Annotated in this window: 13 protein-coding genes; 3 read left to right on the forward strand and 10 right to left on the reverse strand. The window is 56.1% G+C overall.

The window, feature by feature from the left end; translation table 11 throughout:
• Positions 1-9 precede the first annotated feature (9 nt).
• Positions 10-2,412, reverse strand: a complete 2,403-nt coding sequence (gene malP, locus RT120_RS08940) for a maltodextrin phosphorylase (protein ID WP_312981945.1) — start codon at positions 2,410-2,412, stop codon at positions 10-12.
• 492 nt (positions 2,413-2,904) lie between these two features.
• Here malP and malT point away from each other — a divergent pair, with 492 nt between their 5' ends.
• Positions 2,905-5,610: an HTH-type transcriptional regulator MalT gene (malT, locus tag RT120_RS08945; RefSeq protein ID WP_312981946.1), complete on the forward strand. Its 2,706-nt coding sequence runs from the start codon at positions 2,905-2,907 to the stop codon at positions 5,608-5,610.
• Between the two features lie 24 nt (positions 5,611-5,634).
• On the opposite strand, the gene RT120_RS08950 is transcribed toward malT, so the two are convergent.
• From RT120_RS08950 to glpE, 3 genes are read right to left on the reverse strand one after another with little or no spacing between them, the layout of a single operon-like run.
• The gene (locus tag RT120_RS08950; RefSeq protein ID WP_312981948.1) at positions 5,635-6,393 is read right to left on the reverse strand and encodes a DeoR/GlpR family transcriptional regulator; all 759 of its coding nucleotides are present in this window, start codon (positions 6,391-6,393) and stop codon (positions 5,635-5,637) included.
• A gap of 24 nt (positions 6,394-6,417) precedes the next feature.
• Positions 6,418-7,248 carry a rhomboid family intramembrane serine protease GlpG gene (gene glpG / locus RT120_RS08955; protein ID WP_312981949.1) on the reverse strand — a complete coding sequence of 277 codons (831 nt, stop codon included), beginning with the start codon at positions 7,246-7,248 and terminating at the stop codon, positions 6,418-6,420.
• A 46-nt stretch (positions 7,249-7,294) separates the two neighbouring features.
• Positions 7,295-7,624, reverse strand: coding sequence for a thiosulfate sulfurtransferase GlpE (gene glpE, locus RT120_RS08960; RefSeq protein WP_312981950.1), 330 nt, complete (start codon positions 7,622-7,624; stop codon positions 7,295-7,297).
• A 217-nt stretch (positions 7,625-7,841) separates the two neighbouring features.
• Between glpE and glpD the strand changes: the two genes are divergently transcribed.
• The gene (glpD, locus tag RT120_RS08965; RefSeq protein WP_312981952.1) at positions 7,842-9,347 is read left to right on the forward strand and encodes a glycerol-3-phosphate dehydrogenase; all 1,506 of its coding nucleotides are present in this window, start codon (positions 7,842-7,844) and stop codon (positions 9,345-9,347) included.
• Positions 9,348-9,390: 43 nt separating this feature from the next.
• On the opposite strand, the gene glgP is transcribed toward glpD, so the two are convergent.
• From glgP to asd, 6 genes are all read right to left on the reverse strand, one after another.
• A complete protein-coding gene (glgP, locus tag RT120_RS08970; protein ID WP_312981954.1) occupies positions 9,391-11,838 on the reverse strand; it encodes a glycogen phosphorylase in 2,448 nt (815 codons plus the stop codon).
• Positions 11,839-11,857: 19 nt separating this feature from the next.
• On the reverse strand, positions 11,858-13,291 hold the full coding sequence (gene glgA / locus RT120_RS08975; protein WP_312981956.1) for a glycogen synthase GlgA: 1,434 nt from the start codon (positions 13,289-13,291) through the stop codon (positions 11,858-11,860).
• 92 nt (positions 13,292-13,383) lie between these two features.
• Positions 13,384-14,667 carry a glucose-1-phosphate adenylyltransferase gene (glgC, locus tag RT120_RS08980; RefSeq protein ID WP_312981958.1) on the reverse strand — a complete coding sequence of 428 codons (1,284 nt, stop codon included), beginning with the start codon at positions 14,665-14,667 and terminating at the stop codon, positions 13,384-13,386.
• Between the two features lie 15 nt (positions 14,668-14,682).
• Positions 14,683-16,665 (reverse strand): glycogen debranching protein GlgX, encoded by a 1,983-nt coding sequence (glgX, locus tag RT120_RS08985; protein WP_312981960.1) that lies wholly within the window; start codon positions 16,663-16,665, stop codon positions 14,683-14,685.
• Positions 16,662-18,848, reverse strand: coding sequence for a 1,4-alpha-glucan branching enzyme (gene glgB / locus RT120_RS08990; RefSeq protein ID WP_312981962.1), 2,187 nt, complete (start codon positions 18,846-18,848; stop codon positions 16,662-16,664). Before glgB ends, glgX begins: the two co-directional genes overlap by 4 nt.
• 256 nt (positions 18,849-19,104) lie before the next feature.
• Entirely contained in the window at positions 19,105-20,211 is a 1,107-nt protein-coding gene (gene asd / locus RT120_RS08995; RefSeq protein WP_312981963.1) for an aspartate-semialdehyde dehydrogenase, read from the reverse strand.
• A gap of 175 nt (positions 20,212-20,386) precedes the next feature.
• Here asd and RT120_RS09000 point away from each other — a divergent pair, with 175 nt between their 5' ends.
• Positions 20,387-20,980 (forward strand): YhgN family NAAT transporter, encoded by a 594-nt coding sequence (locus tag RT120_RS09000; protein ID WP_002436499.1) that lies wholly within the window; start codon positions 20,387-20,389, stop codon positions 20,978-20,980.
• The last annotated feature ends 44 nt before the right edge of the window (positions 20,981-21,024 follow it).

Consider the following 21,024-nt stretch of genomic DNA (forward strand, 5'->3'; position numbering starts at 1 on the left):
GGCATATCCTTAACGTTTGGCCTGCCAAATACGGGTCTGGTAGTCGCGAATTGAGCGGTCAGAGCTGAACATGCCGCAACGCGCGGTATTCAGGATAGCAGCTCGCGTCCAGGCTTCCTGGTCGCGGTACAGTAAATCCGCCTGTTTTTGCGCCGCCACGTAGGAGGCGAAGTCGGCCATCAACAAATACGGGTCGCCGCCCGCTTTGCCGATGCTTTGCAGCATGGGATCGAAAGCGTGCTTGTCGCCATCGGCGTAAACACCCTTCTCCAGCTCTTTCAGCACACCATCCAGCAGTTTATCTTTCTTGCGCCATTTCACCGGGTCGTAGCCTTTGGCTTTCAGCACTTTGACTTCGTCAACCGTCAGGCCAAAGATGAAGATGTTCTCTACGCCCACTTTCTCGGCGATTTCGACGTTCGCGCCGTCCAGGGTGCCGACGGTCAGCGCGCCGTTGAGCGCCAGCTTCATATTGCCGGTGCCGGAAGCTTCTTTACCGGCAGTAGAAATTTGCTCAGAAATATCCGCCGCCGGGATCATTTTCTCCGCCGCCGAGACGCAGTAATCCGGCAGGAACACCACTTTCAGTTTGTCGCCTACCAGCGGATCGTTGTTGATCGCATCGGCCACTTTGTTGATCGCGTAGATGATGTTCTTGGCGAGGTAATATCCCGGCGCGGCTTTCGCCCCAAACAGGAACACGCGCGGTACGCGGTCGGCTTGGGGGTTTTCACGGATCGCTTTGTACATCGCCAGAATCTGCAACAGGTTCAGGTGCTGGCGCTTATATTCGTGCAGGCGTTTGATCTGGATATCGAACAGGGCTTCCGGGTTAATTTCAATGCCGGTGCGCGCTTTCACGAAAGCAGCCAGCTTAACCTTGTTGCGCTGTTTGATGGCGCGGTATTCCTGACGGAAATCGGCGTCATCGGCATATTTTTCCAGATCCGCCAGCGCGTCTAAATCATTTACCCACTCTTTGTTCAGCGTCTTGTCGATAAGCGCCGCCAGTTCCGGATTGCACTGCTTGATCCAGCGACGCGGCGTAATGCCGTTAGTCACGTTGTGGAATTTGGTCGGCCACAGCTGGTGATATTCCGGGAACAGATCTTTCACGACCAGGTCCGAGTGCAGCGCCGCCACGCCGTTGACGGCGAAGCCGCTGACTACGCACAGGTTCGCCATGCGTACCTGTTTGTCATACACCACCGCCAGTTTGGCCCAAACCGCCTCGTCGCCCGGCCAGGTCTTGTCTACCAGCACGTTGAAGCGCGCGTTAATCTCTTTAATGATTTGCATATGGCGCGGCAGCAGCGTGCGGATCAGCCGCTCGTCCCAGCACTCCAGCGCCTCAGGCATCAGGGTATGGTTGGTGTAGGCAAAGGTTTTACTGGTGATCGCCCAGGCCTCGTCCCAGCTCATCTGGTGCTCGTCGATCAGCACGCGCAGCAGTTCAGGAATGGCGATGGTCGGGTGGGTGTCGTTAAGCTGAATCACTTCATAATCCGGCAGTTCGTTAAGCGAACGGCCCAGGTAGTGATGGCGGCGCAGAATATCGGCAATCGAGCAGGCACACTGGAAATACTGCTGCATCAAACGCAGTTTTTTACCGGCCTGATGGTTGTCGTTCGGATAGAGCACTTTGGTGAGCTTATCCGCATCAATGCCCTGCTGTTCGGCGCGCAGGAAGTCGCCGTCGTTGAATTTGGTGAGGTTAAACGGATGCGCGTGAGTGGCCTGCCATAAGCGCAGCGGCTGCGCCACGCCGTTCTGGTAACCCAGCACCGGCAAATCCCAGGCCTGGCCGGTGATGGTAAAGCCCGGTTCCCAGACCTGCTGGCTACCGTTTTTCACCAGTTTGCCGCCAATGCCTACCTGCACATCCAGCGCGTCGTTGTGGCTGAACCACGGATAGCTTTCGCGATGCCAGTTATCCGGCGCTTCCCTCTGCTTGCCGTCTTCGAACGACTGGCGGAACAGGCCGTACTGATAGTTCAGGCCATAGCCGGTGGCCGCCTGGCCGACCGTCGCCATAGAATCCAGGAAGCAGGCCGCGAGACGCCCCAGACCGCCGTTGCCCAGCGCCGGGTCAGTTTCCGCTTCCAGCAGATCGGTAAGATTGACGTTATGGCTGCTCAACGCGTCGCTTACCGCCTGGTACCAACCCAGATTGAGCAGGTTGTTACCGGTGAGGCGGCCAATCAGGAATTCCATCGAGATGTAGTTAACATGGCGCTGGTTTGCCTCAGGCTGAACCATCGGCTGCGCGCGCAGCATTTCCGCCAGCGCGGCGCTGACCGCATGCCACCACTGGCGAGGTGTCATCTCGCTGGCGGCAGATAAACCAAAACGTCGCCACTGACGCGTCAGGGCGGCCTCAAATTGGGTGTTGTCAAACGTCGTCTGTGACATAGAAACAGGGTCCTGTAAAAAAGTAATGGCATTAGCGCTAGTGTGCCTGGCAGCCACCGCGAATTCCTCATCCTGGCGGGGATTAGACAGGGAGGAGTAGCGGGGAGTAGGCAAAAATGTGATCCCTGACACTCAACACCTTCTCAAATTACTTTTCTGCCGCTTTCTGTAAATCTCAGTATCGATAACAATCTGTAAACACCGATGTCTACACAGGCTCATAAGCCATAATGGGAATATTTACATTAGCGATGAGTCCCAAAAAAGCGCGGCACCCGCTCCCCCCCCTTTACAAGCCGCTCCTCACCTCACCCGAATGTCGTAGCGATCGTTCATAATAGTTATCGAAATGTGACTTAGTGCAACTTTACCCGCTATTAAAATCGACATAACTTGCAATACTTCATAGGGTGTCCGACCCTACATGCCTGTATTAATTACGAGGCGCAAAATAAATCATTCGGCCTGGATTACACAGTGAAGTGACCATCTATGTTGATACCGTCTAAATTAAGTCGTCCGGTTCGCCTGGAAAATACCGTTTTACGTGAACGGCTTCTGGCGAAGCTGAGCAGCGCACATCACTATCGGCTGGCTCTTGTCACCAGCCCGGCGGGCTATGGCAAAACCACGCTGGTTTCCCAGTGGGCTTCCGGTAAACAGGATTTAGGATGGTTTTCTCTTGATGAAGGGGATAACCAGCAGGAGCGCTTCGCGATTTATTTAATTGCCGCCATCCAGCAGGCCACGGGCGGGCACTGCGCGACCAGCGAAGTGATGGCGCAAAAACGCCAGTACGCCAGCCTCAACTCCCTGTTTGCCCAACTGTTTATCGAGCTCGCCGACTGGGAACGCCCGCTGTATCTGGTCATTGACGACTATCATCTCATCACCAACCCGGTGATCCACGATGCAATGCGTTTCTTTCTGCGCCATCAGCCCGAAAATGTCAGCCTGGTGGTGCTATCGCGTAATCTGCCGCAACTTGGCATTGCCAATCTGCGGGTGCGCGACCAACTGCTGGAGATCGGCAGCCAGCAACTGGCTTTCACTCACCAGGAAGCCAAACAATTTTTTGATTGCCGCCTGAATGTGCCTATCGAACCTGCTGAAAGCAGTAAGATGTGCGATGACGTCGCCGGATGGGCGACCGCGTTGCAGCTTATCGCGCTCTCTGCCCGCCAGAACAACACCTCAGCGCACCAGTCCGCTCGCCGCCTGGCGGGGATCAACGCCAGCCATCTGTCCGATTATCTGGTGGATGAAGTGCTGGATAACATCGACGTCGATGTGCGCAAGTTCCTGTTGAAAAGCGCCCTGCTGCGCTCGATGAACGATGCGCTGATCGTGCGCGTCACCGGCGAAGAAAACGGCCAGATGCGCCTCGAAGAGATTGAGCGTCAGGGGCTGTTTCTGCAACGCATGGACGATAGCGGCGAGTGGTTTAGCTATCATCCGCTGTTCGGCAATTTTCTCCGCCAGCGCTGCCAGTGGGAACTGGCGACGCAACTGCCGGAAATTCATCGCGCCGCCGCCGAAGGCTGGATGGCGCAGGGCTTCCCCGGCGAAGCCATTCATCACGCGCTGGCGGCAGGCGATGCCGCGATGCTGCGCGATATCCTGCTGAATCACGCCTGGGGCTTGTTCAACCACAGCGAACTGACGCTGCTTGAAGAGTCGCTGAAAGCGCTGCCCTGGGAGAGCCTGCTGGCGAACCCGAAACTGGTGCTGTTGCAGGCCTGGCTGATGCAAAGCCAGCATCGCTACGGCGAAGTGAATACCCTGCTCGCCCGCGCCGAGCAGGAAATGAACGGCGAGATGGACGAAACCTTGCAGGGTGAATTTAACGCGCTGCGCGCCCAGGTGGCGATTAACGATGGCGACCCGCAAGAGGCGGAGCGGCTGTCGATTATCGCGCTGGAGACCCTGCCGCTGGCCAGCTATTACAGCCGCATCGTCGCGACGTCGGTACACGGCGAAGTGCTGCACTGCAAAGGCGAACTGAGCCAGTCGCTGGCGGTGATGCAGCAAACCGAAATGATGGCTCGTCGCCATGACGTCTGGCATTACGCGCTGTGGAGCCTGATCCAGCAAAGCGAAATCCTGTTTGCCCAGGGCTTTTTGCAGGCCGCCTGGGAAACCCAGGATAAAGCCTTCACCCTGATCCGCGAACAGCATCTTGAGCAGTTACCGCTGCATGAATTTTTGCTGCGCATCCGGGCGCAGTTGTTGTGGGCCTGGGCGCGCCTGGACGAGGCGGAAGCCTGCGCCCGCCAGGGTATCGAGGTGCTGGCAAACTACCAGCCCCAACAGCAGCTACAGTGCCTGGCCCTGCTGGTACAAAGCTCGCTGGCGCGTGGCGCGCTGGATAATGCCCGCAGCCACCTGAACCGTCTGGAAAACCTGCTGGGCAACGGCCCCTATCACAGCGACTGGGTGTCGAATGCCGACAAAGTCCGGGTGATCTACTGGCAAATGACCGGCGATAAAACCGCGGCCGCCAACTGGTTGCGCCAGACGCCGAAGCCGGGATCGGCGGACAACCACTTCCTGCAAAGCCAGTGGCGTAATATCGCCCGTGCGCAAATTCTGCTGGGGGATTTCGATCCGGCGGAAATGGTGCTGGAAGAGCTCAACGAAAACGCGCGCAGCCTGCGCCTGATGAGTGATATCAACCGCAACCTGCTGTTGTTGAACCAGCTTTACTGGCAGTCAGGCCGCAAAAGCGACGCCCAGCGCGTGCTGCTGGAGGCGCTCACGCTCTCTAACCGCACGGGGTTCGTCAGCCATTTTGTGATTGAAGGCGAAGCGATGGCGCAACAGCTGCGTCAGCTGATTCAACTCAACACGTTGCCGGAGCTGGAACAGCATCGCGCCCAGCTGATCCTGCGTGAAATTAACCAGCATCACCGGCACAAGTTCGCCCATTTTGACGAGAATTTTGTCACCCGTTTATTAACCCATCCTGAAGTGCCGGAACTGATCCGCACCAGCCCGCTTACCCAGCGCGAATGGCAGGTGTTGGGGCTGATTTATTCTGGCTACAGCAACGATCAAATCGCCGGCGAGCTGGATGTGGCGGCGACCACCATCAAAACCCATATCCGCAATCTGTATCAAAAACTCGGCGTGGCGCATCGCCAGGCGGCGGTGCAGCATGCCCAGCAATTGCTCAAAATGATGGGGTACGGCGTTTAACACACCCGGCGAAGCCGGGTGCGATCAGCACAGTTCCAGCTGGATGTTATGCTCGCGGATCACCTGCAACACGCCCGCGGGCGGTGCGGTATCGGTGTAAACCGCATCCACCAGGCTGATGCTGCCTAAGTTCACCATGGCGTTACGGCCAAATTTCGAATGGTCCACCACCAGCATCACATGGCGCGAGTTTTCAATGATCGCGCGTTTGGTGCGCACTTCATGATAGTCAAACTCTAACAGCGAGCCGTCGCTGTCGATGCCGCTGATGCCGAGAATGCCGAAATCGAGCCGAAACTGAGAGATAAAATCGAGGGTCGCTTCGCCGATAATCCCGCCATCGCGGCTGCGCAGTTCACCGCCCGCCAGGATGATGCGGAAATCGTCCTTCACCATCAGCGTGTTAGCGACGTTAAGGTTGTTGGTCACGATGCGCAGGTTTTCATGGTTTAACAGCGCGTGGGCCACGGCTTCCGGCGTCGTGCCGATATCGATAAACAGCGTGGCCCCGTTAGGGACTTGGCTGGCGACGCGCTGGGCGATACGCGCCTTCTCGGTGGTCTGGGTGGCTTTACGGTCGTGCCACGAGGTGTTGACCGAGCTGGACGGCAATGCGGCGCCGCCGTGATGGCGCAAAATCATGTTCTGATCGGCCAGGTCGTTTAAATCACGGCGAATGGTCTGCGGGCTAACAGAAAACTGTTCAACCAGCTCTTCAGTGCTGACATATCCTTGTTTTTTAACAAGTTCAATAATGGCGTCATGACGCTGTGTTTGCTTCACTCTTTTCTCCTGCACTGCACTGAATTATGTTCGTTTTCGCAAATATAGGCAGTCAACGAACGCCATCACCAGCCCTACCAGCAACCCGGTCAGATGCGCGGCATTGGCAATTGAGAACCCAAACAGATCGAACCAACCGGCGATCAGCCACAGCAGCGCAAACACCATTAAACCACGCGGCATCACAATACCGCTTTCGGGATCGCGCTCGCCGCGCAGCCAGACGTAACCCATCAGCGCGTACACCACGCCAGACAAGCCGCCAAACCAGGCCCCGCTGAATTTATGCTGCACGTAGCCGCTTAACAGCGCGGAGACCAACGTCAGTACAATCAGCTTGCCGCTGCCGAGCCGTTTTTCCACCGGCCCGCCGAGATACCACCACCATAACAAATTAAAGGTGATATGCATGATCGAGAAATGAAGCAGCGCATGGGTAAAGTAGCGCCAGAATTCGAAATCGAGACTTGAGTCATAAGGCCAGGCGAGCCAAATCATTACCGCCTGGTCCCCCACCGCCAGCATCAGCACATATACCGCGATACAAACGCTGGCAAGCCCAATGGTGAACGGCCCGGCGCGCTCGCGCAGCGTCGCCATAAACGGGTAGCGCCGATAGTGCAGGCCGCTGTCGGTATGGCCGGTACGCCAGCTGGCGGCCAGATAGCGCGGATCGTTAGGGTCTTCGAGAAATTGTGCCAGTTCCGCCTGCACCCGGTCGGCCTGTTGATCGTCAGCAAGCCAGACATCGGTCTGGCTGTGCTGCTGAATGGTCAGAACAACGCCCTGCGTGGCCATGTAATCCACAAAGGCCTGAGCCATTCGCGGATTGGCAAAAGTCGTAATCAGTACCATCAATAAACGCCATTTTCCACACAAAGAAAGGGAGTATATACGCTAATTAACCCAGCTTATAAGCCACTTCGGCGGGAAAATGCCGATGCCAGGCATCAAAGCCGCCATCCACGCTATACACATTTTCATAGCCCTGTTGCAGCAGGTATTGCGCTGCGCCTTTACTGCTGTTGCCGTGATAACACATCACCATTACCGGCGTGTCGAAATCGGTTTCCTGCATAAAGTTGTTCAGCGTGTCGTTGGTTAAATGAAACGCGCCGGGCGCATGACCAATCGCATAACTTTGCGGGTCGCGGATATCCACCAGTACGGCGGTGCCGCGTTGCATTTTCTGGTGCGCTTCTTCCACACCAATACATTCAAAGTGATCCATGGTCGCTCTCGTTTTCTACAGTGATTCACAATACCCGGCGTTGAGCCGGTGAGTTCGGGTTTACCGTTTAAGTGTACGTGCTGAGCAGGGCGGCGCGCCATATTGTTATGTGTATCACGCGAAATTGTTTTTTTCTTGTTACCAAACGACCGGAAGATTTGCTATTATGAGCGATAACGAACATTTTTGAGCTTTAACGAAAGTGCAAGAGGCAAGCATGGAAACCAAAGATCTGATTGTGATAGGCGGAGGCATTAACGGCGCAGGCATTGCGGTGGATGCAGCCGGGCGCGGTTTATCGGTGCTGATGCTGGAAGCGCAGGATTTGGCCTGTGCCACCTCATCGGCAAGTTCAAAGCTGATCCACGGCGGCTTACGTTACCTGGAACATTATGAATTCCGTCTGGTCAGCGAGGCGCTGGCAGAACGTGAAGTGCTGCTGAAAATGGCCCCGCATATTGCGTTCCCGATGCGTTTCCGCCTGCCGCACCGCCCGCATTTACGCCCAGCCTGGATGATCCGCGCTGGACTGTTTATGTACGATAACCTCGGCAAGCGCACCAGCCTGCCGCGCTCGCACGGTTTGCGCTTTGGCGCGGATTCGGTACTGAAACCGGAGATTGTGCGCGGTTTCGAATATTCTGACTGCTGGGTGGACGATGCGCGCCTGGTGCTCGCGAACGCGCAGATGGTGGTAAAGAAAGGCGGCGAAGTGATGACCCGCACCAAAGCCACCTCCGCCCGCCGCGAAAACGGCCTGTGGGTAGTGGAAGCAGAAGATATCGATACCGGCAAAACCTACACCTGGCGCGCACGCGGCCTGGTGAACGCTACCGGTCCGTGGGTAAAAAACTTCTTTGATGACGGGCTGAAACTGCCGTCGCCGTACGGCATCCGTCTGATTAAAGGCAGCCATATCGTCGTGCCGCGCGTTCATCAGCAGAAGCAGGCGTACATCCTGCAAAACGAAGATAAGCGCATCGTGTTTGTGATCCCATGGATGGACGAGTTTTCGATTATCGGCACCACCGACGTGGAGTACAACGGCGATCCGAAACAGGTGGCGATTGATGAGAGCGAAATTAATTACCTGCTGAAGGTTTATAACCTGCACTTTAAAAAGCAGCTTAACCGCGACGACGTGGTGTGGACCTACTCCGGCGTGCGTCCGCTGTGCGATGATGAATCCGACTCGCCACAGGCTATTACCCGCGACTATACGCTGGATATTCACGATGAAAACGGCCAGGCGCCGCTGCTGTCGGTATTCGGCGGTAAGCTGACCACCTACCGTAAGCTGGCGGAACACGCGCTGGAAAAACTGGCTAACTACTACCCGTCTATGGGCCCGGCCTGGACCAAAAGCTGTATTCTGCCTGGCGGTGAACTGAACGGCGACCGCGATGACTACGCCGCGAAACTGCGCCGCCGCTATCCGTTTATCAGCGAATCGCTGGCGCGCCACTATGCGCGGACTTACGGTTCAAACAGCGATCTGATTCTGGGCAACAGCAGTCGTCTTGAGGAACTAGGCGAAGATTTCGGTCATGAGTTTTATGAGGCGGAACTGCGCTACCTGGTGGACCACGAGTGGGTGCGCCGTCTGGATGATGCGGTATGGCGTCGTACCAAGACAGGCATGTGGCTAAATGCCGAGCAGGAGTCGCGCATCGCGGGCTGGCTCGCTAAATACACGAAACAAGAGCTTTCGTTAGCCTCTTAAAAGAAAAACGGCGGAGGATCTCCGCCGTTTTTTTATGGCCGCTTTACAAGCGTACTGGCTTGATATTCCAGATATTTTCGGCGTACTCCTGAATCGTCCGGTCGGACGAGAAATACCCCATATTGGCAATATTCTGCATCGCGCAGGTGGACCAGGCTTCCGGCTGACGATACAGCTCATCCACTTTATCCTGGGTATCCACGTAGCTGCGGTAATCCGCCAGCACCTGATAGTGGTCGCCAAAGTTGATCAGGGAATCGAGCAGATCGCGGTAACGGTTTTTATCTTCCGGGCTAAAGACGCCGGTGCCGATCTGGGTTAACGCCAGATGCAGCTCTTCATCCTGCTCGTAGTACTCGCGCGGCTTGTAACCTTTGCGGCGCAATTCCTCGACCTGTTCCGCCGTGTTGCCAAAGATAAACATGTTCTCCGCGCCAACGTGCTCCAGCATTTCGACATTTGCGCCGTCCAGCGTGCCGATAGTCAGCGCACCGTTGAGAGCGAATTTCATGTTGCTGGTGCCAGACGCTTCGGTGCCCGCCAGGGAGATCTGTTCGGAAAGATCCGCCGCCGGGATAATCACCTGCGCCAGGCTGACGCTGTAGTTCGGGATAAACACCACTTTCAGATGGTCGCGCACATCGGGATCGTTGTTGATCACCTCAGCCACATCGTTGATCAGGTGAATAATGTGTTTCGCCATGTAATACGCCGACGCGGCTTTACCGGCGAAAATGTTCACGCGCGGCACCCAGTCGGCATTCGGGTCGGCCTTGATGCGGTTATAGCGGGTAATCACGTGCAGGACATTCATCAGCTGACGTTTGTACTCGTGAATACGCTTAATCTGCACATCGAACAGCGCTTTCGGGTTGACCACCACATCCAGTTGCTGGGCAATGACATTTGCCAGCCGCTTTTTGTTTTCGAGCTTGGCCTGACGCACCGCCTGGTTTACCAGCGGATAGTCGATATGCTGCTTGAGTTCGCTCAACTGGCTTAAATCGGTACGCCAGTTGCGGCCAATGTGATCGTCCAGCACTTCAGACAGCGCCGGGTTTGCCAGCGCCAGCCAGCGGCGCGGCGTCACGCCGTTGGTCACGTTGCAGAAACGCATCGGGAAGATGCGCGCGAAATCGGCGAACAGCGATTGCACCATCAGGTTTGAGTGCAGTTCCGATACGCCGTTAACTTTATGGCTCACCACCACCGCCAGCCAGGCCATACGCACTTTACGACCGTTGGATTCGTCGATAATTGAGGTGCGGCTAAGCAATGCTGTGTCGTTCGGGTACTGCTCCTGAACGGTTTTCAGGAAGTAGTCGTTGATCTCGAAAATGATTTGCAGATGGCGCGGCAGGATTTTGCCCAGCATATCTACCGGCCAGCTTTCCAGCGCCTCGCTCATCAACGTGTGGTTGGTGTAAGAGAACACCTGGCAGGTGACTTCAAAGGCTTCATCCCAACCAAACTTATGCTCGTCGATCAGCAAGCGCATCAGTTCGGGAATCGACAGCACCGGGTGGGTGTCGTTCAGGTGAATCGCGATTTTATCCGCCAGATTGGCATAGGTTTTATGCATCTGGTAATGGCGGCTCAGGATATCCTGGATGGTAGCCGACACCAGGAAGTACTCCTGACGCAAACGCAGCTCGCGCCCGGAATAGGTCGAGTCATCCGGATACAGCACGCGGGAGACGTTTTCCGAGTGGTTTTTATCTTCCACCGCCGCGAAGTAGTCGCCCTGGTTGAATTTACCGAGGTTGATTTCGCTACTCGCCTGGGCATTCCACAGGCGCAGCGTGTTGGTGGCGTCGGTATCGTATCCGGGGATAATCTGGTCATAGGCGACGGCCAGGATCTCTTCGGTTTCAATCCAGCGGGTTTTCTTGCCTTCCTGCTGAATACGTCCGCCGAAGCGCACTTTGTAGCGGGTGTTGTGGCGTTTAAATTCCCACGGGTTACCGTATTCCAGCCAGTAATCAGGGGACTCTTTTTGACGGCCATCGACAATATTTTGCCGGAACATACCGTAGTCGTAGCGAATTCCATAACCACGCCCCGGCAGCCCTAAGGTCGCCAGAGAGTCCAGGAAACAGGCGGCGAGACGCCCGAGGCCGCCGTTACCGAGGCCGGGGTCATTCTCTTCACCGATCAGTTCTTCCAGATCGAGGCCCATCTCTTCGAGCGCATCTTTGACGTCATCGTAAATACCCAGCGACAGCAGGGCGTTAGAGAGGGTGCGACCAATCAGAAACTCCATCGACAGGTAGTAAACCTGACGCATTTCCTGGGAAAGCTGCGCGCGATTGGAGCGCAACCAGCGCTCCACCAGACGATCCCTTACCGCAAACAGCGTTGCGTTCAGCCATTCATGCTTGTTGGCGATAGCCGGATCTTTACCGATGGTAAACATCAGCTTATAAGCGATGGAATGCTTTAGCGCCTCAACGCTGACGGTGGGGGATGAATAGGAAAAGGGTGCATTCATACATGTGATTCCTGGATAGTTACATCAAGCGTTGATAAAGTTCGCGGTAAGACTTCGCCGCGACATGCCAGCTAAAATCCATGCCCATCGCCTGACGCTGAACAAACCGCCAAAGTGATGGACGCGACCACAACACGAAAGCACGCCGAATCGCACGTAGCAGCGACCAGGCATTACTATCTTCAAACACGAAACCACTGGCCATTCCATCGGCTAAATTCTCCAGCGAGCTATCTGACACGGTATCGGCTAAACCACCGGTGCGGCGCACCAGCGGCAGCGTGCCATATTTCAAACCATAGAGCTGCGTTAATCCGCACGGCTCAAATCGGCTGGGGACCAGGATCACATCCGCGCCGCCCATGATGCGGTGGGAAAACGCCTCGTGATAACCAATCTGTACCCCGACCTGGCCCGGATGTTCGGCAGCGGCGGCAAGGAAACCTTCCTGCAACACCGCATCACCCGCGCCAAGCAATGCCAACTGCCCGCCCTGCTCCAGCAGGCCCGGCAGCGCTTCCAGCACCAGGTCGAGACCTTTCTGGCTGGTAAGTCGGCTCACCACTGCAAACAGCGGGACTTTGTCATTCACCTTCAATCCCATGGCAACTTGCAGCTGGCGTTTGTTTTCCGCTTTCTCTTCTAACGTATCGCGGTTATATCGTGCAGACAAGAGCAGGTCCGTTGACGGGTCCCAGATGTTCTCATCCACACCGTTGAGGATGCCGGATAGCCTGCCTTCGCGATGGCGCTGCTGAAGCAGCCCTTCCATACCGTAGGCGAACTGCGGCTCGGTGATTTCACGGGCATAGGTCGGGCTGACCGCCGTGATATGGTCGGCGTAGTAAAGCCCGGCTTTTAAGAAGGAAATCTGGCCGTTGAACTCCAGGCCGTTGATGTCGAAGAACCACCACGGCAGGCCAATTTCGCTCATGTGATGGGCGTAGAACATGCCCTGATACGCCAGGTTATGGACCGTGAAGACTGATTTCGCCGGATTACCGCGCGCCGCGAGGTAGGCAGGCGCCAGTCCGGCATGCCAGTCGTGGGCGTGAACCACATCCGGCTTCCAGAAGGGGTCGAATCCGCACGCCATTTCACAACCCGCCCAGCCCAGCAGCGCAAAGCGGATAACGTTATCCGGGTACGCGTACTGATTGGTGTCGTGATAAGGGCTGCCCGGACGGTCATACAGATCCGGGGCGTCAATCATATAGATACCGACGCCGTTGAAATGCCCGAACAGCAACGTTACCGGCCCGGCGAACGTGTCGCGGTGCGCAACCTGCTGGGCATCAGTGACGCCGCGTCGAATATCAGGGAATGCGGGCAACAGCACGCGGGTATCCACGCCATCGGCAATCTGCGCGGCGGGCAACGCCCCAATCACATCCGCCAGACCACCTGTTTTCAGCAGCGGAAACATTTCAGAACAAACGTGTAAAACCTGCATTATGGCTCCCGTTCAATTACCCGGCGCGAAAATGCGCGCCAAACGCGAAATTTAACCGCGCGACCTGCGCCGCGCGGTTATTCCCTGCGCAATTACCCTTCCAGTTTCCTGAGCATCTCGCGCGTAACCAAGACAATCCCTTCTTCGGAGCGATAGAACCGGCGAGCATCTTCTTCCGCATTTTCACCAATCACCATACCTTCAGGGATCACGCAGGCACGGTCAATAATGCAGCGACGCAGACGGCACGAACGGCCAATCCAGACATCTGGCAACAAGACAGAAGAATCAATATTACAGAATGAATTTACCCGTACCCTGGGGAACAGCACCGACTGAACCACCACGGAACCGGAAATAATGCATCCGCCGGACACCAGCGAGTTCAGGGTCATCCCATGACTGCCGGATCGGTCCTGTACAAATTTAGCAGGCGGTAGCGGTTCCATGTGAGTACGAATTGGCCAATCGCGATCGTACATATCCAGCTCCGGGGTCACGGAGGCGAGATCGAGGTTGGCTTTCCAGTAGGCTTCCAGTGTTCCCACGTCGCGCCAGTAGGGCTCGGAGTCTGGATCGGACTGCACACAGGAGAGCGGGAACGGGTGGGCATAGGCTTCCCCTGCTGCCGTCAGTTTCGGGATAATATCTTTGCCGAAATCGTGGCTGGAATTCGGATCGTTGTCATCTTCTTCCAGCAACGCGTACAGGTAGTCAGCATCAAATATATAAATCCCCATACTGGCCAGGGACTTGCTCGGATCATTCGGCATGGTCGGCGGATCGGCCGGTTTCTCGACGAAATCGATGATTTTGTCGTTCTCGTCTACGTCCATCACGCCAAATGCCGTTGCTTCCGCCTTAGGAACCGGCATACACGCCACCGTACAGCGCGCGCCTTTTTCCACGTGGTCGATCAACATGCGCGAATAGTCTTGTTTGTAGATATGGTCCCCCGCCAGAATCACGATGTATTCGGCTCCGTAGCGCCGGATAATATCGAGGTTCTGGGTCACGGCATCAGCGGTACCGCGATACCAGTTTTCGCCGTGTACGCGCTGCTGCGCGGGAAGCAAATCGACAAACTCGTTCATCTCTTCGCTGAAAAACGACCAACCGCGCTGGATATGCTGCACCAGAGTATGAGACTGGTACTGGGTGATCACCCCAATCCGGCGGATGCCCGAGTTAATACAGTTGGATAATGCAAAGTCGATGATGCGGAACTTCCCGCCAAAGTGAACGGCAGGTTTTGCACGGGTAGTGGTTAAATCTTTGAGGCGCGTGCCGCGGCCACCCGCCAGTATTAAAGCGACAGATTTTATAGGCAGTTGTCGCGCTAACATCAGAGGATCGTTCTTTTCAAACCTAACCATGACTGACTCCTTTTATTATGACTTTTGGAATACGCACACTCCGTGCGCGGGCCCATGCCATACAGCCATTACTACCGGATTGTCCTCTCCGGCAAATGGGGGGATAGCACGCCATTCCCCTTGGGGTAAGACGATCTCTGACACCACATCGGTTGCATTGATCGCAATAAGCCAATGCTCAGAAAGCTGGATCTGCAAAAAGCGCGGTCCACCTTGCCACTCATCAGCCCGGAGAGGTTGACCCTCTCGATTCAACCAGCGAACGTTGTTATCACCTTCATCCCACCAGCGATTCTCGGTCAGCGCCGGGATCGTCTTGCGCAGGTGAATTAACGCCGCTGTAAATGTCGTTAACCCGTCATTGCTATGGGCCCAGTCGAGCCAGGTCAGTTCGTTGTCCTGGCAGTAGGCATTATTATTGCCGTGCTGGCTATGACCGTGTTCATCACCGGCGAGCAGCATCGGGGTACCCTGAGAAAGCAATAACGTCGTTAGCAGCGCATGAATACTGTCGCGCCGCCGCTCTTTAATATGTTGCCCCGCCTCCAGCCCTTCAAAGCCGTAGTTATTGCTGAAGTTGTGGGTGGTACCGTCACGATTGTCTTCGCCGTTGGCTTCGTTGTGCTTATTGTTAAAGCTTACGCAGTCACGCAGCGTAAAGCCGTCGTGGGCGGTGATTAAATTAATACTGGCGGACGGCGGGCGGCCATCATCACGAAAGACGTCGCTGGATGCGGCAAACCGGCAGGCGAATCCCCCTAACGAGAGATCCTGCTGTAGCCAGAAGCGCCGCATACCGTCACGGTAATGGTCGTTCCACTCCGCGAATAAAGGCGGGTAGTTCCCTACCTGGTAGCCGCCTGCTCCAATATCCCAGGGCTCGGCGATCAGCTTCACTTTCGACAGCACCGGATCCTGGCGAATTGCCTCAAACAGCGGCGCATCCTGGCGGAATTCCGGGGTGCGCCCCATTACCGACGCCAGGTCAAAGCGGAAGCCGTCGACATGGCACTCTTCTACCCAGAATTTCAGGCAGCCGATAGCGAAATCCACCACGCCGGGGCTGCTGAGGTTCACGGTATTGCCGCACCCGGTCCAGTTATAGTCGTCGCCGTTGTCCTGTAACCAATAATAGCTACGGTTGTCGATTCCGCGCATCGAAAAGGTCGGCCCTTCCTCATCAATCTCCGCCGTGTGGTTGAGAACGATATCCAGGATCACTTCAATCCCCGCGCGATGCAGCGCTTTCACCGCATCGCGAAACTCGTCCACGGCGGTGGTAACATCATGATTAATGGCATAACGTGGCGACACGCACCATAATGCGAACGGGTTGTATCCCCAGTAATTGGTTAACCCCAGGCGCTGCAAACGCGGCTCGTTGGCGAAATGGGCAATCGGTAGCAGTTCCAGCGCCGTGATCCCCAGGCGCTTGAAATAGTCGATCATCACCGGGTGGCCCAGCGCGGCATAGGTGCCCCGCATCGCGACGGGGATTTTCGGATGTAACTGCGTCAGGCCGCGCACATGGCCTTCATAAATCACCGTCTCGCCCCAGGGCGTATACAGCAATTCATCGTCTTCCCAGTCGTAGTCATCCTGAATCACCACGCCTTTCGGCGCGATGGGCGCGCTGTCGCGATGGTCAGGTTCCTGATAGCCGCCGTGCAGCAGCGGCGAGTCTTCGACATCGCCGTCAACCGCGCGCGCGCACGGGTCGAGCAGTAATTTGGCGGGGTTGAAGCGATGCCCCTGGCGCGGTGCCCAGGGGCCGTGAACCCGGTAACCGTAACGCTGCCCGGGGCGAATATTGGCTAAATAACCGTGCCAGACATCCCCGGTACGCGCCGGTAAATCATAGCGATGTTCATTACCCTGCTCGTCGAACAAGCACAGTTCGACTTTTTCGGCATTAGCGGAAAACAGCGTGAAATTCACGCCTTTCCCGTCAAAGTGCGCGCCGAGCGGCGTTGGGTTCCCTGTAGCCAGCAGGCTCATTCCCCCTCCCGGACTAACCAGATGGTCGCCAGCGGCGGGATGGTAATGCACAGTGAGTTGTCGCGCCCATGGCTTGGGATCGCATCGGTCTGCACGACGCCGCCATTGCCGGTGTTGCTGCCGTGATAGTGCATGGAGTCGGTATTCAGTTCTTCACGCCAGCGCCCCGGTTGATTAACGCCAAAGCGGTATTCATGACGCGGCACCGGCGTAAAGTTAGCGGCGACGATGATTTCGTTGCCCTCGCGGTCACGGCGCACAAAGACAAACACCGAATTCGCTTTGTCCTCTACGACCAGCCATTCAAAGCCATTAGGATCGAAATCCAGTTCATGCATGGCTTTATGGTGGCGATAGGTATGGTTCAGGTCGCGTACCAGTCGCTGAACGCCATGATGCCAGTTATCGCCGCCTTCCAGCAGGTGCCAGTCGAGGCTGGAGTCGTGATTCCACTCGCGGCCCTGGGCGAATTCGTTACCCATAAACAGCAATTTTTTACCCGGGAATGCCCACATCCAGCCATAGTAGGCGCGCAGGTTAGCGAATCTTTGCCACGCATCGCCCGGCATACGGTCCAGAATCGATTTTTTACCGTGCACCACTTCATCATGCGACAGCGGCAGCACAAAGTTTTCGGTGTAGTTGTACAGCATCCCGAAGGTCATCTTGTCGTGATGGTACTGGCGGTGCACCGGATCGAGCTTCATGTAGTCGAGAGTGTCGTGCATCCAGCCCAGGTTCCACTTAAACCAGAACCCCAGGCCGCCCGCTGAAGAGGGGCGCGACACGCCAGGAAAATCGGTGGACTCTTCCGCCATGGTTACCGCGCCATGCACCTGCTCGCCCAGCACGCGGTTGGTATTGCGCAGGAATTCAATCGCTTCGAGGTTTTCACGGCCGCCGTATTCATTGGGGATCCACTCCCCTTCAGCGCGGCTATAATCGCGATAAATCATCGATGCCACCGCGTCCACGCGCAGGGCGTCAATGCCGAAACGCTCTGTCCAGTACAGAGCGTTGCCCACCAGATAGTTACTGACTTCACGGCGACCATAGTTATAGATCAGCGTATTCCAGTCCTGGTGATAACCCTCGCGCGGGTCGCTGTGCTCATAAAGTTCGGTGCCGTCAAAATTCGCCAGGCCAAATTCATCGCTGGGGAAATGGCCAGGCACCCAGTCGAGGATGACGTTCAATCCAGCGGCATGGGCGGCATTAATAAAGTATTTAAAGTCGTCACGGGTGCCGAAGCGGCGGGTCGGCGCATACAGCCCCAGCGGCTGATAGCCCCAGCTACCGTCGAAAGGATGTTCGTTAATCGGCAGCAGTTCGATATGGGTAAAGCCCATGCCTTTGACATACGGCACCAACTGTTCGGCGAGTTCACGATAGCTCAGCCAGAAGTTGTTCTCGGTATGGCGTCGCCAGGAGCCTAAATGCACTTCATAAATGGAGATCGGCGCGTCCATATGGTTGGCTTTTTGCCTTGCCGGACTGATGGTCGTTTTTTCCGGCAGATCGCAAATCATCGATGCCGTTTCCGGGCGCATCTGCGCCTCAAACGCGTAAGGGTCAGCTTTAATACGCAGGTTGCCATTGGCATCAATCATTTCGAATTTATAGAGCTGACCGTTATGCGCGCCGGGGATAAACAGTTCCCAAATCCCGCTCTCTTTACGAAAACGCATCGGGTGACGCCGTCCATCCCAGTAGTTGAACTGGCCGACTACGGAAACGCGGCGCGCGTTGGGTGCCCAGAGCGTAAAGCGGGTGCCGGTAACGCCATCCATGGTTTGCGCATGGGCGCCCAGGGTTTCGTATGGGCGTAGATGTGTGCCTTCCGACAGCAGCCACGCGTCCATTTCCTGCAACAGCGGACCAAAGCGATAAGGATCGTCAATTAAGTTCTGCTGGCCGTGCCAGAGGACCGCCAGTTGGTAACGAAAAAAGTTTTTACGGCGAGCCAGCACGCCGCTAAAGAACCCACGGGAATCAAGGCATTCCAGCTTGCCGACCTTACGACCGGTTTTCGGTTCGATGACCCACACTTCGGTGGCGTCCGGTAACAGCGCACGGACTTCCAGCCCGGCTTCGGTTTTGTGCATGCCTAGTACGGAAAAAGGATCCGCAAAATGGCCCGCAATAAGCGCATTAATCACGTCTCTATCGATGCGATCAGACATGGTTTCGTCATCCTGTTTTTATGTATCGCCCTACGCATAAGCGTCTGGTCGTGATACTTCTTTTGACCTGAACGAGCAGCCACTTCGTCATCCTCTGGCCGATCGTTCCCACCTTCAAGTTTCAGCGGTAAAACCACCCGAACCTTAAGCATAGCCAACGCGCTATCTGACTCCTCAGAAAAATTGCAACAAACTGGTTTACATTCGCCTGTGCCAAAAAAAAGGAGCGCTTACGCACTCCCGTTATGATTTCCTGTTACGCCAACTGCCGTAACATACGACGCAGTGGCTCGGCGGCCCCCCACAATAACTGGTCGCCAACCGTGAAGGCGGACAGATATTCCGGGCCCATATTGAGTTTACGCAGGCGGCCTACCGGAGTCGCCAGCGTGCCGGTTACTGCCGCCGGGGTCAGTTCACGCACGGTGATGTCGCGGTCGTTCGGCACCACGTTCACCCAGTCGTTATGGGTCGCCAGCATTTCCTCGATAGAGGAAAGCGAAACATCTTTTTTCAGTTTAATGGTGAACGCCTGGCTGTGGCAGCGCAGCGCGCCGACGCGGACGCACAGACCATCTACCGGGATCGCGGACGAGGTGCCGAGGATTTTGTTGGTTTCCGCCTGGCCCTTCCACTCTTCGCGGCTCTGGCCGTTGTCCAGCTGTTTGTCGATCCACGGGATCAGGCTGCCCGCCAGCGGTACGCCGAAATTATCAACCGGCAACTGGCCGCTACGAGTCAGGGCGGTGACTTTACGTTCGATATCCAGAATAGCGGAAGCCGGATCGGCCAGTTCGCTCGCTACCCCGTTATACAGTTGGCCCATCTGCGCCAGCAGTTCGCGCATATGGCGCGCGCCGCCGCCGGAGGCCGCCTGATAAGTCGCCACGGACACCCACTCCACCAGGTTCTGCGCGAACAGGCCGCCCAGCGACATCAGCATCAGGCTGACGGTGCAGTTGCCGCCGACAAACGCCTTCACGCCCTTGTTTAAGCCTTCGGTAATGACATGTTGGTTGACCGGATCAAGAATAATGATGGCGTCATCTTTCATACGCAGCGACGAGGCGGCGTCAATCCAGTATCCTTGCCAGCCGCTTTCACGCAGCTTTGGATAAATTTCGTTGGTATAATCGCCGCCCTGGCACGTAACGATAATATCCAGCGCCTTCAGTGCGTCGATAGAATACGCGTCCTGAAGCGTGCCGCCCTGGTGGCCGCCAAAAGACGGCGCAGCCTGCCCAAGCTGGGAAGTGGAAAAGAAGACGGGACGAATGGCGTCAAAATCGCGCTCTTCAACCATGCGTTGCATGAGTACGGAGCCAACCATTCCGCGCCAGCCGATAAAACCAACATTTTTCATAGCGAATCATTCCTGCGAGGTGTGTGCGTGTTGTGCGTGCCGGGGAAAGCCGGACATCCTTTCACCTTACAAAATGCAGCTAAAGTCGCAAGTGAAATAAATCAATGATCGCGCGATCATCAGTAAAGCAACTTATTTAAGCGGGCAGTGGACCCGATTTACAGGAAATGCGTACATGAATGACATTATCTCCGCCGCCGTTTTGCTGATCCTCATTATGGATCCCTTAGGCAATCTGCCAATTTTTATGTCGGTTCTAAAACACACCGAACCGAAGCGGCGGCGGGCGATTATGATTCGCGAGCTGTTAATCGCCCTGCTGCTGATGCTGATTTTCCTGTTTGCCGGTGAAAAAATACTCGCGTTTCTGAATTTGCGCGCCGAGACGGTTTCCATCTCCGGCGGGATTATTCTGTTCCTGATTGCTATTAAAATGATTTTTCCCAGCCAGGAGGGGAACGCCAGCGGCCTGCCCGCCGGGGAAGAGCCGTTTATCGTACCGCTGGCGATCCCGCTGGTGGCCGGCCCGACGATTCTGGCAACGCTGATGCTGCTGTCGCACCAGTATCCTAATCAGATGGGGCATTTGGTTATCGCGCTGCTGATTGCCTGGGGCGGTACGGTGGCGATCCTGTTGCAGTCATCGCTGTTTTTGCGCCTGCTCGGTGAGAAAGGGGTCAATGCGTTGGAACGGTTGATGGGGCTGGTGCTGGTGATGCTCTCCACCCAGATGTTCCTGGACGGTATTCGGGCGTGGATGAAGGGGTAACGGGCCAGGAAACTGGCGTGCGGCAGGCACGCCAGTGGGTTAAC

Source organism: Atlantibacter sp. (assembly GCF_032062175.1).
Taxonomy (GTDB): domain Bacteria; phylum Pseudomonadota; class Gammaproteobacteria; order Enterobacterales; family Enterobacteriaceae; genus Atlantibacter.

Coding starts and splice junctions, on each gene's coding strand:
- malP (WP_312981945.1), bottom strand. CDS start 2,412: ATGTCACAGACGACGTTTGACAACACCCAATTTGAGGCCGCCCTGACG.
- malT (WP_312981946.1), top strand. CDS start 2,905: ATGTTGATACCGTCTAAATTAAGTCGTCCGGTTCGCCTGGAAAATACC.
- glpG (WP_312981949.1), bottom strand. CDS start 7,248: ATGGTACTGATTACGACTTTTGCCAATCCGCGAATGGCTCAGGCCTTT.
- glpE (WP_312981950.1), bottom strand. CDS start 7,624: ATGGATCACTTTGAATGTATTGGTGTGGAAGAAGCGCACCAGAAAATG.
- glpD (WP_312981952.1), top strand. CDS start 7,842: ATGGAAACCAAAGATCTGATTGTGATAGGCGGAGGCATTAACGGCGCA.
- glgP (WP_312981954.1), bottom strand. CDS start 11,838: ATGAATGCACCCTTTTCCTATTCATCCCCCACCGTCAGCGTTGAGGCG.
- glgA (WP_312981956.1), bottom strand. CDS start 13,291: ATGCAGGTTTTACACGTTTGTTCTGAAATGTTTCCGCTGCTGAAAACA.
- glgC (WP_312981958.1), bottom strand. CDS start 14,667: ATGGTTAGGTTTGAAAAGAACGATCCTCTGATGTTAGCGCGACAACTG.
- glgX (WP_312981960.1), bottom strand. CDS start 16,665: ATGAGCCTGCTGGCTACAGGGAACCCAACGCCGCTCGGCGCGCACTTT.
- glgB (WP_312981962.1), bottom strand. CDS start 18,848: ATGTCTGATCGCATCGATAGAGACGTGATTAATGCGCTTATTGCGGGC.
- asd (WP_312981963.1), bottom strand. CDS start 20,211: ATGAAAAATGTTGGTTTTATCGGCTGGCGCGGAATGGTTGGCTCCGTA.
- RT120_RS09000 (WP_002436499.1), top strand. CDS start 20,387: ATGAATGACATTATCTCCGCCGCCGTTTTGCTGATCCTCATTATGGAT.